The organism is Gardnerella sp. c11Ua_71, from assembly GCF_055818025.1.
Genome location: NZ_JARFVR010000005.1, coordinates 102,914 through 116,849 on the forward strand (window position 1 = coordinate 102,914; position 13,936 = coordinate 116,849).

Consider the following 13,936-nt stretch of genomic DNA (forward strand, 5'->3'; position numbering starts at 1 on the left):
CAGAATGGACACTCGCAAAGAAGAAGAACGCGCGGAATTGCATCGCACGATTTGGAAGATTGCAGATGATTTGCGAGGTTCTGTTGATGGCTGGGACTTCAAAGCATACGTGTTGTGCACAATGTTTTATCGCTATATTTCCGAGAATTTATGCGATTATATCAATAAAAACGAGCATGAATCTGAAGGCGGCGATCCAGATTTTGATTATGCAAAAATAAGCGATGAAGATGCCGAGCCTATTCGCAGCGAAATGATCTCGGCTAAAGGTTTCTTTATACTTCCTAGCGAACTGTTTTGCAATGTGTTGAAGCGTGCTCCTCAAGATAGTGATTTAAACGAAACGTTGAGCCGCGTGTTCCGCAATATTGAAGCGTCGTCTCAAGGAACTGATTCGTCTGGTGATTTTAAGGGATTATTCTCCGATTACGATGTGAATAATATTAAGCTTGCAGATACTGTTGAAGGCAGAAATAAGCGTTTTGTTAAGTTATTACAAGTGATTAGTGAGATGAAGCTTGGTAGCGTAAACAACAACGTGATTGAGGCTTTTGGTGATGCTTACGAATATTTGATGGGCTTGTATGCGTCTAACGCTGGCAAGTCTGGCGGCGAATACTTTACGCCTGCAGAAGTCTCAATGCTGCTCACACGTCTTGGAACAGTTGGAAAATCAAGCATTTCCAGCGTGTACGATCCCGCGTGCGGTTCTGGCTCGCTTCTTTTAAAGGCCAAAAAAGTGCTAGGCATTGAAAATATTAATGGCGGTTTTTACGGTCAAGAAAAGAATGTTACTAGCTACAACTTGTGCCGCATGAACATGTTTTTGCATGATGTGAATTTTAACAAGTTTGAGATTACTTGCGGCGATACTCTTATAAATCCGCAAATTGATGCTAATAAAAAGTTTGAGCTGGTTGTTTCTAATCCTCCTTATTCCACGAGTTGGGAGGGGGATTCTAATCCGTTGATGATTAACGATCCTCGTTTTGCTCCAGCTGGAGTTCTTGCTCCAAAAAGTAAGGCAGATATGGCATTTGTGTTGCACTGTTTGGCGCATTTGGCGGAAGATGGTGCTGCTGCTATTGTTTGTTTCCCTGGGATTATGTATAGAGGCGGAGCCGAGCAAAAGATTCGCCAATATTTAGTTGAGCATAATGCTGTTGATTGCGTGATTCAACTTCCAAGCAACTTGTTCTTTGGTACTTCGATTGCTACGTGCATTATGGTTTTGCGTAAAAACAAGCGGAATGATACTTCTATATTGTTTGTTGACGCAAGTAAAGAGTTTGTAAAGTCAACGAATAGCAACAAGCTTTCGGATGAGAACATTGAGCAGATTGTTAAGTGGTACACTTCTAGGCAAGATGTGGAGCACATTGCGCACGTTGCGTCTTTGGAAGAAGTGGAATCCAATAAATACAATCTTTCCGTTTCCACATACGTTGAAGCAGAAGATACTCGCGAAAAGATTGATATTACAGAGCTTAACGCACAGTTAAAAACGATTTGCGCTCGTGAGCAGGAGTTGCGCGAGCAAATTGAGAAGATTGTAAGCGAGATTGAAGCTGGCGGTGTTAACTCGGATAATATCGAGGTGGCTCAATGACTAGCAAACTTGAGGAATTAATCGCCAAGCTTTGCCCGAATGGTGTGGAGTATAAGAAAATTGGCGATATTGCAGATTATGAGCAGCCTACGAAATATATTGTAAAAAGTACAAAATATGATGATTCTTTTACTACTCCAGTATTGACTGCTGGACAGAGCTTCATACTTGGATATACAGATGAATTAGATGATATTTATTTAGCGTCAAAAGATAATCCTGTAATTATTTTTGATGATTTTACTGGCGCAATTCAATGGGTTGATTTTCCATTTAAAGTTAAATCATCTGCTATGAAAATGATTACAACGAAGTCTAATGTGTTAATACGATATTTATACCATTGGATGTCACTTCTTGGATTTTCTTCTTCGGAACACAAACGTCTTTGGATTAGTACATATTCTAATTTTGAAATTCCAGTGCCGCCGCTTGACGTACAGGCGGAGATTGTGCGGATTTTAGATACGTTTACAGAGCTTACAGCAGAGCTTACAGCAGAGCTTACAGCTCGTAAAAAGCAATACGAATACTATCGAGATACCTTACTCACGTTTGACGATAATAATCCCCTACACTCGCTTATATCACGCTACTGCCCAAACGGTGTGGAGTATAAGAAGATTAAGGATGTATATCTTCGTATTAAAGGTACACCGATTACTGCAAGTAAGATGAAAAAAATAGCTTCTGAAGATGGTGAAGTTAGGATATTTGCTGGCGGTAAAACTGTTATTAATGCTCATGAATCAGACATACCTAAAGCGAATATTACGAGAGTTCCAGCAGTTTTAGTGCAGTCTCGTGGTGTTATTGATGTTGTTTATTATGATAAGCCGTTTACTTTTAAAAATGAGATGTGGGCTTATACTTCAGATAGTTCTATTGGCGTAAAATTCTTGTATTACTTATTAAAAAACAATATTCAATATTTTCGTGATGCAGCTTCAGGAATGGGATCGTTGCCGCAAATTTCTTTACATGTAACAGAAGATTTTGAAATCCCCGTTCCGCCTCTCGAAGTACAGAATCAAATCGTACAAATTCTGGATCGCTTTGACGCGTTGTGCAATGATTTAACTCAAGGCTTGCCTGCAGAAATCGAAGCTAGACGCAAGCAATACGAGTACTACCGCGATCAACTCCTAACCTTCAAGCGTGCGTAATGTAGTTATGCACAATTTATGTAAAGTAAACTATAAAAGCGTATTTAGTATTACAATTTACATAAATTACATTTCTAGTGAGACTCGCCGAAGAGATTGAGGAGGTAAAAAATGTCTGATAGACTTGCTGATAACAGCAGCCCCCTAAGCCTACTAACAGTGCTCAAACCTGGGGGTTCTTCTTGTTTTTCAGCTGATTCAAAGCCTCCAAAATCTATTGACGATATGATTCAACTCATGAAAACTCGAGAATTAGTAGTTACAGATGAAAATAATTTAAAAAGTATGCTATATAACTGCAACTACTATAGATTATCTGGGTATTTTCGAGTGTTTCAAGTCGATCCTTCTTCTGGCAATAATCAGTTTAAGCCAGGCAGCAAAGATGTTGATTTTCTTGTGCCGTACAAAATGGATGAAGAATTGCGAACAATTATCCTTAAAGGTACAGCACAAGTAGAGTTAACATTAAGATCTAGATTTGCATATCACGTTGCAAGCTCTGGAGGAGCATATACATACCTCAATTCAGATTCATATATTAAAAAGTCTAATATAAGCATAAAGAATCTTTTATCTAATATGAACAAATGGCTGAAAAAATCTAATGAAGTTTGTATAAAACATTATAAGAGTAAGAAACAACCTATACCAATATGGGCTGCCGTTGAAGCTTTTCCATTTGATACTATTTCACGAATGATTTCTTTGTATAAAGATACTGATGTGTTGCGAAAACTTTTTGATTCAATGGGGTTAAAAACAGAAATTCGTAAATCTTCTGAATCAATCCATTCAATAGTGTACTTGCGTAATTTGTGTTCTCATCATTGTAGGTTATGGTATAAGGAAACTGTAATATCAACTCCTTCAATTCGTGATGTTAAAAATTCTTCTTTATTAAACGGCTATACAGATAAATCTATTGCTGCAGCATTAGTAAATTTAATGTATTTAGTATCAAAAATAGAAAACAATCATAATTATGAGAACGAAATAAAAGAATTTCTGAATAAAAATGAAGAATATAAAAATGGAATATTTAACCATTTGCATTGGAGATAATTTAAATTTGTAGAATATACAATTCGTTATGCTAGTAAGAAGGAAGCAGAATGAAAATCGTGTTAGAGAATCAAGATAGCACTGTAATGTCTATGTTTACGCCGAGTGCGCGCAACGACGGCAGCTATCAAAGCGAAGCACAACTCGAAGAAGAGTTTATTAACATTTTGCAATCCCAAGGTTACGAGTATGCTCATATTCACAACGATAAAGATCTTATAGCAAATCTTCGCGTGCAAATCGAAAAGCTCAACGACTATCATTTTTCAGATGGCGAGTGGGAAAGATTTTTCAAAGAAAATATTGCAAACAGCACTGACGATATAGTTAAGAAAACAGATACTATTCAGCGAGATAACGTTAAAATACTCAAAAAAGATGACGGCATAGATAAGAACATTACTATTATTGACAAAGAAAATATTCACAAGAATATTGTGCAAGTAATCAATCAGTATGCTGTTGATGCAAACGATAATGATGCAAATGGCCCTGCGCGTAGCAATCGTTACGATGTGACTGTTCTGGTAAACGGCTTGCCAATGGTTCATATTGAGCTAAAGCGCAGAGGTGTGCCTATTCGAGAAGCGTTCAATCAAATTAACCGTTATGCTCGTGACTCATTTTGGGCTGGGAATGGGCTATTTGGATACGTGCAAATTTTCGTAATCTCAAACGGCACTGAAACGAAGTATTACTCTAACTCAACGCGCAATAATGCTTACAATGAGCAGAAAAGTAAAGGATCTAGTAAAACAACAACAAGTAACAGTTTTGAATTTACAAACTATTGGTCCGATGCTCAAAACACTATAATCTCCGACTTATGCGATTTTGCTAAAACCTTCTTTGCAAAGCACGTAATTCTTAACATTCTTACAAAATATTGCGTTTTTAATGCAGAAGACTGCTTGATGGTAATGCGACCATACCAGATTACTGCAGCAGAAAACATAGTGAATCGCGTAAAATACATGTTTGCTAATGCAAGCAAAATGCCGGCAGCAGAGCGTCAAAAGGGCGGATATATTTGGCATACTACTGGATCTGGTAAAACGCTAACTAGCTTCAAAACATCGCAGTTAGTAAAAGCTTTGAAAGACGCAGAAGGCAATAATCTTGTTGACAAAGTTTTGTTTGTTGTAGATCGTAAAGATCTTGACTATCAAACAATGAGAGAATATGACAGGTTTGAAAAAGGAGCCGCAAATAGTAACACTTCAACAGCTGTGCTTACAAAACAGCTAGAAGACAATACGGAAGAATGCAGGCTTATTATAACCACTATTCAAAAGCTTAGTAGGTTTATAAACAACAACCCAAGTCATGAAATTTACAAAAAGCGCATAGTGTTTATTTTTGACGAATGCCACAGAAGCCAGTTTGGAGGCATGCATGCAGATATTGTAAAACACTTTAAAAATGCTCTGCTTTTTGGGTTTACTGGCACGCCAATTTTTGAAGCGAACGCTGCTGGATCCGACGCTGCGCATATTTCTACAACCGAGCAAACCTTTGGACCGTGCTTGCACACGTACACAATCATTAACGCGATTAACGATAAAAATGTGTTGCCATTCCGCGTGGAATACGTTGCTACTGTAAAAACGTCTAGCGAGCTGGAAAAAGCAACCGACGAATTGGTTAAAGATATTAATCGCCCTGAGGTAATTAAGCACAAAGATCGCGTGCATAATGTTGTTCAATATATTATTGAACATTTTACTCAAAAAACGTATCGCAACGAGAAAACTTACAAGTACAAGCGCATTATTAACGTTAAAGAACTTGCTGCAGATAAGCATAATACTTTAGAGACTAAAAAATCTTCTGAATCAGTTGACGTAAACGGCTTTAATTCAATCTTTGCTGTTGCAGACATTCCTCTTGCAAAAGCGTATTACAACGAGTTCAAAAAGCAGCAGCAAAATCTGCCTCCAAGCGAACGCTTAAAAGTAGCAACTATTTTCAGCTATGCAGTAAACGAGGGCGAGTCAGATTCTTCGGCGTACGCCAACGGCATGGGTTCTCTTGGAGAAGAAAATTCCGAAAGTACTGCAAAGCTAGACGCAAATTCGCAAGAATTCTTGGAAAGCGCAATAAAAGACTATAACGAAATGTTTAATACTGCGTATGATGCGTCAAATAACAAATTCCAAAACTATTACAAAGACGTTTCAATTCGCATGAAAAATAAGGAAATTGACGTTTTGATTGTAGTCAACATGTTTCTAACTGGTTTTGATGCAACAACTTTGAACACGCTTTGGGTAGATAAAAATCTTCGCATGCATGGGCTTATCCAAGCGTTTTCGCGCACAAATCGAATCTTAAATTCCGTTAAAACATTCGGAAACATTGTGTGCTTTAGGGATTTGAGTTATAGAGTTGACGAAGCGGTAAGTCTTTTTGGAGATAAAGATGCGCAAGGTATTGTGCTTTGCCCTACGTTCGAGCAGATTTACAACGGTTACGTTGACGCTAAAGGAATTGAGCGTTGCGGATACAGCGATTTAGTAAATGAACTTATGGAAAAGTATCCGCTGCAAGGCTTCAACATTGTTGGAGAAGAGAATCAGAAAAAGTTTATATCGCTTTTTGGTAATATTCTGCGCTTGCGTAACATGCTGAAAGCTTTCGATCAATTTGAAGGCAACGAGATAATCAAAGAGCGCGATATGCAAGATTACTTGGGGCATTACCAGGATTTGCATGAAGAGTGGAAGCGCAAAGAGCAAAAAGGCGATATTGCAAACATTACGGACGATGTTGTGTTTGAGATGGAGCTTGTGCGCCAAGTAGAAGTAAATATTGACTACATTTTGATGTTAGTAGAACATTACCATAGCAAGCATTGTAAGGATAAAAATGTTCTTGCTTCTATTAGGGTGGCAGTTGACTCTAGCCCGCAGTTGCGTAGTAAAAAGAAGCTTATTGAAGGGTTTATTGCGCAGCTTAACGAGAAGGAGCTTGGGAAGCTTGTAGATTCTGAAGGTAACATTACTATTTACGATTCTAACGGCAACAAGTTGAGTATTGTTGATTGCTGGAGCGAGTATGTTGAGAAAAAGTATAATCATGATTTGGCGCAACTTGTGCAAAGTGAAGGATTAAACGATGCTTTGACTCGCAAGTTTATGGAGAAATCTTTTAGCGCTGGCGAAGTAAGTGAGCTTGGTACAGACATTAATGATTTAATGCCTAGAATGAGCAGATTTGGCGCTGCGGCGATTGCGCGCGCTGAAAAGAAAAGTCGCATTGTAGAAAGTATGAGAAACATGTTTAATGAGTTTGTTGGGCTTATTGGCTTTTCTCAATACGATTCGCAAAAAGATTGATAATTATCATTATCAATATCATTTTTGTAATATTTGCGTGTTTTTTGCGTCTAACTATATCAATCTACTTGATATATTGATATTATGTTCATGGGGTTACTTGCGAAGCGACTTTAAACAGAATAAAAACGGAAATACAAATCGTGCAAAAGCCGCCAAAAAATTTGAACGATTAAAACTAAACGAAAATAGAAAAATTGTGTGCGCTCAATGGGGGGATAGAGCCAAAGGAGATATGGAGACATTATGCACGCGTGTGCAAAAGCGCGCCAAAAAGTTGCGAGCGCATCGGCATTTTTGTTGTCAATATGCATTTTAATAAGTTGTGCAATGGGAGTAGTCGGATTAGTAGGATTAGTTGGAGAGCCAACAATAGCCTACGCAACTGACGCTGACAAAACCTATAACAGTTGGTCAGAAGTTTCTTCAGCAGTTACAAGCCAAATAGAACAAGGTAAAAACGAATACAATAGTGCAAACATGGCAGGAGCTGCAACCAGATTCCAAGCTGCATACAATTCGGTATACGTAGCATCAAACTTCATAACCGTTGTTAGAGACACAATTGGGCAAGATAAGGTGCAGTCGCAAAGTGACCAGTTCCAGCAACTGCAAACTTTGGTATATCAACAAAATCAAAGCGCACAGATTAGTGAAGTGGCATCTACTCTGGAAAGAGATATTGCGCAAACCGCTTCTCAACTCGATGCAAACACGCAGCTAGATAAGCCGAATGTTTACGCAGCCAAGTTGCGCGCGCAAATCGCAAAAGAGCGTAAAAAGCTCGATGCAGCAAAAAAGAAAAATCTTGGGCGAAATGGCAGAACTTGGAGCCAAGTAGCGCGAGAAATGAACGTTATACTAGATAAATCTGCATCAACGTACAAAGCGGCAAAAGGAAATAAGCAAGAAGTTGCCAAAGCTGTTGATTTAGTAAACGAAGCCTACTACCAATATTACGAAAAGCTCGGTTTTGAGAAGAACGTGATGAACGCAATAAGCGGCAGCCGAGTAAGCACTGTTGAATACCAGTTCAAAGAGTGCAGGCAGGCTATGAACGATGGCAAATCGTTTGCGCAAACAAAAAAGTTCGTGACAGATCTTAAGTCAATGCTTATTGAAGATGCAGCAAAACTAGACGGCGGAGCGGCATCTAACGCCAACCCGTTTATGCAATTTATAACAAGCTCCTTTGGGCAGGCTTTTATAATCTTGTTGCGCGAAGGGTTGGAAGCGCTGCTGGTTGTGGCTGCAATAATCGCGTATCTTATTAAATCTGGGCACAAGAGCATGGTTAAGTACATTTACATGGGGCTTGTTGCAGGAATCATAGCTTCGCTTATTGTTGCTGCGCTTTTTGGATTGTTATTTAACGGTTCTGGTCCGCAGCAAGAGATTACGGAAGGCGTTGTAGCCCTGTTTGCAATGCTTATGCTGCTGTACACAAGCAATTGGATGATTTCAAGATCTTCTGTGCAAGCTTGGAACGAGTATATTCGCAACCAAACGACAGCAGCAGTTTCTAAAGGAAGCCTGATTTCTCTAGCGCTGCTAAGCTTCTTAGCAGTGTTTCGCGAAGGTGCAGAAACTGTAATCTTCTATCAAGCGATTTTTGCTGTATCAAGTGGAGCAGACTCCATGATCTGGGGCGGGTTTGTATCCGCAGCCGCTGTTTTGGTTGTAATCTTCCTGCTGATTCGCTTTGCATCCGTTCGCATACCAATTCGTCCATTCTTTACAGGAACCAGCGCGCTTATGTGCATTTTAGTGGTGATTTTTGCTGGTGGAGGCGTGCATGCGCTCATAGAGGGTGATGCGCTCGCTGGAGTTTATATTCAAGGCTTGCCAACTAACGATTGGCTTGGATTCTATCCGTACGTTGAAACGATTTCGGCGCAAGTCGTAGCTGCAATCGTGGTTATTGCACTGTTATGCGTGTCTATTTTGCGCACACACAAGTCGCAAGCAACCGTTCGCGGATAAGTCAAAACTAAAAATCAAAACTAAAAATCAAGCAATAATAAACAGATAATTAACTAACAGAAAAGGTTAGATATGAAGAACAAAAAGATGATGGCAATTGCAGCCTTAGTGCTGGCAGGAATGCTAACACTCACTGGTTGCGGTGCAAACGGAAACGCGGCAAAATCTGCTGCAAAGCCACAAGCATCTGAGCAGAAGGCCGACGATAAGGGCGGAGACAAAGGCTTTGAAGAGGTTCCAGTTGGACCTAACCAAGACCAGAACATTGGCCCACTTACGATTGGCGCCGTGTACTTCCAGCCAGTTGACATGGTCCCAGCAGGCATGGGCTTAAAGGCAAGCGAGGCAAGCTTCCATCTTGAGGCAGATATTCACGCAAACAAGGAAGGTACAAAGCTTGGCTACGGCAAGGGCGAGTTTATTCCAGATTTGACTGTGAATTATCAAATTATTGATAAGGCGAGCGGTGAAGCTGTTGTAAAGGGAACGTTTATGCAAATGAACGCTTCCGACGGTCCTCACTACGGCGCAAATGTTAAGCTCGATAAGGCTGGAAACTACAAGTTAGTGCTTTCTGTTGAATCGCCAGAAAAGAAGGGTTGGATGCTTCACGTAGATCCTGCTACGGGTGTGACTGGCCGATTCTGGACTGAGCCAATTACCGCTACATTCGACGATTGGAAGTACACTCCACGTCAGTGGTAGTTTTGCAGTGGTGTTTTTTCCAGTGGTAGTTTTTACAAATAAAAACAACAAATAAATAATGCATAATGCATAAATAAATAACAAATAATCACATAAACAGAAAAGGAGGGAGACATGCTCAGGCTGTTCGTTACAGTACTTCCAGGGCTGCTCCCTCTTGCGCTGCTTACAATGGGATTAAGCGCCACGCTAAGCGTTGGCGAGGAGCGAGATAAGCCAATCAGCTCTCGCTGGCGACTTTTTGGCTTGATTTTTGGAACAGTTGCGGCGCTTGTTTTTGCATTTTTGCGCGCAAGCGTGGTGATTAATCAGCGCAATTTTGTGAATCTTCCAGCGCTCTGCATTGCTGTTCCGCTAGACGTTGCCACAATCGCTTGTGTTGGCGCATCTGGCAAAACGGTTGCAAAATGGCGCAAAAATCCGCTGCCCTTGCACATAAGTAATGCAATTGGCGCGCTTTGCCTAGCGTTTACAGTGTTTTACGCGCTCCCAGACGTGATTTTGCAGCTTACGATTTTCGTTGACTCCAGCACACCTCCGTTTACTTCCGATATGCTTCTTCGCGCGCTAGGATTTATTCTTGGCGCGGCTGCTGCGATTTGCATAAGTCTTATGGTGCGATCTTTGCGCGCAACCGCGAGTATTGGCGCCTTTAGAATCGCAATTATTCTAAGCATAATAATCTTACTAATTCAGCATTTAACATCCCTGCTGCAAATTATGCAAGGAAGTATTTTGCTGTATATAGACGATTTTTCGTTTAGCATTCTTGTTTGGCTTATAAACAACGCTCCGCTTATGATTATGGCGCAAATTTGCGTGTTTTTGATTCCTGCATTCGCCTCTCTTGTAATTGGTTTTAAGACGCCTGTAGTTGGAGAAAATTCTGCACAAATCCGCGCAAAGCGAGCGTTTAAGCGCAAGTCTAGAAGGTCTGCGCTTGCGGCGCTAATGGCTGCAATCGTAGTAATACTTACGCTTACTGCTGGTGTGTCTCTTATGAATATTAAGCCAACGCTTACGCCGCCAGAACCGTACGAGTTGCATGATGGCGTAGCAACAATCAACTTTGTGCAAATTAGCGATGGTCACTTGCATAGATTCCAATACAAAGCTAAAGATGGCACTGTTATGCGCTTTATAATCATCAAGAAAAATGGTGGAGCGTATGGAGTGGGCTTGGATGCTTGCGAAAATTGCGGAGACGCAGGCTACTACGAAAAAGACGGCAAGATAATATGCCGAAAATGCGATGTTGCAATAAATTTGGCGACTATTGGTTTTAAGGGCGGATGCAACCCGATTCCATTCCCATACAAGGCTGGTGGCGGAAAAATTACCATTCACACAGCCGATTTAGACGTGCTTAGCTCGCACTTTAAGTAGGAGCGCTTGCAAATGTTTATGATTCGAATGGTTGCGCGATCTCTTGCAAGGCAGATTAAAAAGCGAGTTCTTATAGCGATTGTTGTGTGCTTGAGTGCGTGTGTAAGCGTTGCAATGCTTAGTGTTGTTTACGATGTTGGAGACAAAATTAACGCGGAGCTTAGCTCTTACGGATCCAATATTATTGTTCAGCCTAAGTCGAATGCTGTTGTGAACGACTTGTATGCGTCTCGCACAAAGTCGAACTATAGTAATTCGCAAACTTCTCGAACTTCTCAAACTTTGGCGGATGCTGAAAGTCAAGAATCTACCGCTTTTTTGAAGGAATCGGATGCTGCAAAAATCAAAATGATTTTTTGGGCGTTTAACATAACGAATTTTGCGCCAAAACTAACGATTTATGCAAATCTTAAAGCAAATTCTTCTGCCGAATCTGCTAATTCTGCTAATTCAGTAGTCCCAATTGTTGGCACGTGGTTTAATCGCAAGCTTGCGCTCGCTTCTGGAGAAACAACAGTTGTTGGTGTACAAGGAATGCAGTCTTGGTGGAAGATGCTTGAAGGCAGATTCCCGCGCGATTTTAAGCACGAGGCTGCTGTTGGCACAAATCTTGCTAAAAGTCATAATCTAAAAGTTGGTCAGCGAATAAAACTAGATCGTTCTAGCAGGCAAATCTCACTTAAAATTGTTGGTATCTACGATTCTGGAGATAGCGACAATAACGCGATTTACGCGGATTCCAGCCAGGCACAACGCCTTTCAAATAAGCCAAATATGGTTGAGGCGATTGAAGTTAAAGCATTGACTACGCCAGAAAACGATTTAGCGCGTAAAGCGGCGAAGAATCCAGCGGCTCTTAGCCAAGAAGAGTGGGAGACGTGGTATTGCACAGCCTACCCAAGCTCGATTACTTACCAAATTGAAGAAGTGATTCCAGGAGCTGTTGCAAAGCAAGTGCGGCAAGTTTCTGCTATGCAAGGCAGCGTGCTTAACAAGACGCGCGCTGTGATGGTGCTTATGACGGCGCTTAGCTTGGTTGCGGCGGCTGTTGCGGTTGCGAATCTTATGGCAGCTGCGATTTCTGAGCGCTCTGGGGAGCTTGCGCTGCTCAAGGCGCTGGGTGCGCGCGATGGCGCTGTTGCGCGGCTAATGCTTATGGAAACAGCGGTTATTGCGTGCGCTGGTGCGCTTATTGGCATGATTGCAGGCTTTGGCGTTGCGCAAGTGATTGGATTTAGCGTGTTTGGTTCTGCGATTTCGCTTCGACCAATGGTATTTGTGCTGGTGTTTGTGCTTCTTGCGATTACTGTTCTTGCTGCTGCTGGCTCTTCTATTCGCTCTATTTTGCATGTGCGTCCTGCGGAGGTGCTTCATGGGCGTTAAATCTGGTTCGGGTATGACTTCTAATAGCGCAATGTTTGCGACTATGCTTTTTGGCGCGGTTTTTCGCCGAAAGTCGCGTGCGCTTATGGCAGTAGTTGCCACTCTTGTTGGTGCCGCTACGCTATTTTGCTTGGCTGCAATCTGCATTGTTGTTCCTCAACAAATGAGTAACGAAATGCGCGCATACGGAGCGAATATTATTGTGACGCCGCTTGCAGGCGAGTGGAAAAATGGCATTGATCGCGCAATGGTTTTGCACACTAACGACATGGTTCTTGCAAAAGGTGCTATGCGATCTGCTACCTACCGTTACGAAAATGTGCGCATTAATGCGGCTCCGTACGTGCTTGCTGGAGTGGATGTCTCCGCTGTTAAGTCGCTTAATAAGCATTGGAACGTGGACGGCGCTTGGCCTAGCAGTGGCAACGTTATGGTTGGGCGAGATGTTGCTTCGGCTATGGGATTGAAGATTGGTTCGCGCATTGCAATCGCGTATCGCGCTGGCGATAATTCCTCGGATTCGGATAGCCTTGCGCAAAAATCGCAAGGTAATCAAGCAGGCAATCAAACAGATAATCAAACAGATAAATCTTCTCAAAATAAGCTTGTTGAAGGCAGAGTTTCCACAGATATTATGGATACTCACGGCACAACTTTCCGCGTTTGCGGCATTTTAGATACGGGAGATGCCGAAGATTCCATGCTTTACGCAACTAACGCGGATTTGCGTGCGCTTACAGGCGTTAAGCGCGGTGCGGACGTGATTGCTTACTCGTCTTCTGCGCCGAACGTAGATGCTGTTGTGCGCAGCATTAACGATATGACTTCTATGCGTGTTCGTGCGCAACAAGTTACTAAAGTTACGGCGGCAGATACTGGCATTATTGCTATGCTTCGCAGCCTATTTTGGATTGTTTCGCTGGTTGTTCTTGCGTTGATGATGGTTGGCGTAAGCACTACGATTTCTTCGATTGTGCAGCAGCGCCGAAATGAGATTGGCTTGCGCAAAGCTTTGGGTGCGAGCGCTAAAAGCATTGGCATTGAGTTCACTGCAGAATCTGGGCTTTATGGTTTTATTGGCGGAATCGCTGGTACAGCAGTGGGGTATGGATTTGCGCGATTGCTTGCGTCAATGGTGTTTGCGCGAGATTTGAGCGTAAATTGGTGGCTGGTTGTGTTTTCTATTGTGTTTAGCGTTGCAGCGTCTTGCGTTGCTGCGTTGCCGCCTGTTTTGCGCGCTTCAAAAATAGACCCTGCGATTGTGCTTCGAGAAGAATAGCTTTTATAGTGATTTTAGAGTG

General features: G+C 41.7%; 9 protein-coding genes. All 9 read left to right on the top strand.

Going from position 1 to position 13,936, the window contains the following annotated elements:
• Positions 1–4 precede the first annotated feature (4 nt).
• The 9 genes from P0106_RS05265 (at position 5) to P0106_RS05305 (ending at position 13,914) form a co-directional block, all read left to right on the top strand.
• The gene (locus P0106_RS05265; RefSeq protein ID WP_473730531.1) at positions 5–1,609 is read left to right on the top strand and encodes a type I restriction-modification system subunit M; all 1,605 of its coding nucleotides are present in this window, start codon (positions 5–7) and stop codon (positions 1,607–1,609) included.
• Positions 1,606–2,775 carry a restriction endonuclease subunit S gene (locus tag P0106_RS05270; RefSeq protein ID WP_288230998.1) on the top strand — a complete coding sequence of 390 codons (1,170 nt, stop codon included), beginning with the start codon at positions 1,606–1,608 and terminating at the stop codon, positions 2,773–2,775. Before P0106_RS05265 ends, P0106_RS05270 begins: the two co-directional genes overlap by 4 nt.
• A gap of 111 nt (positions 2,776–2,886) precedes the next feature.
• A complete protein-coding gene (locus tag P0106_RS05275) occupies positions 2,887–3,840 on the top strand; it encodes an Abi family protein (protein ID WP_288231000.1) in 954 nt (317 codons plus the stop codon).
• Positions 3,841–3,890: 50 nt separating this feature from the next.
• Positions 3,891–7,178, top strand: a complete 3,288-nt coding sequence (locus tag P0106_RS05280) for a type I restriction endonuclease subunit R (protein WP_473730532.1) — start codon at positions 3,891–3,893, stop codon at positions 7,176–7,178.
• A 246-nt stretch (positions 7,179–7,424) separates the two neighbouring features.
• Complete coding sequence (locus P0106_RS05285; RefSeq protein ID WP_116772989.1) at positions 7,425–9,161, top strand: FTR1 family iron permease; 1,737 nt, start codon at positions 7,425–7,427, stop codon at positions 9,159–9,161.
• Between the two features lie 72 nt (positions 9,162–9,233).
• Positions 9,234–9,866 carry an iron transporter gene (locus P0106_RS05290; protein WP_048730737.1) on the top strand — a complete coding sequence of 211 codons (633 nt, stop codon included), beginning with the start codon at positions 9,234–9,236 and terminating at the stop codon, positions 9,864–9,866.
• A 114-nt stretch (positions 9,867–9,980) separates the two neighbouring features.
• A complete protein-coding gene (locus P0106_RS05295; RefSeq protein WP_473730533.1) occupies positions 9,981–11,252 on the top strand; it encodes a Fe-S-containing protein in 1,272 nt (423 codons plus the stop codon).
• 12 nt (positions 11,253–11,264) lie between these two features.
• Positions 11,265–12,635, top strand: coding sequence for an ABC transporter permease (locus P0106_RS05300; RefSeq protein ID WP_473730534.1), 1,371 nt, complete (start codon positions 11,265–11,267; stop codon positions 12,633–12,635).
• On the top strand, positions 12,625–13,914 hold the full coding sequence (locus P0106_RS05305) for an ABC transporter permease (RefSeq protein ID WP_473730535.1): 1,290 nt from the start codon (positions 12,625–12,627) through the stop codon (positions 13,912–13,914). The genes P0106_RS05300 and P0106_RS05305 overlap by 11 nt, the downstream gene beginning before the upstream one ends.
• Positions 13,915–13,936 lie beyond the last annotated feature (22 nt).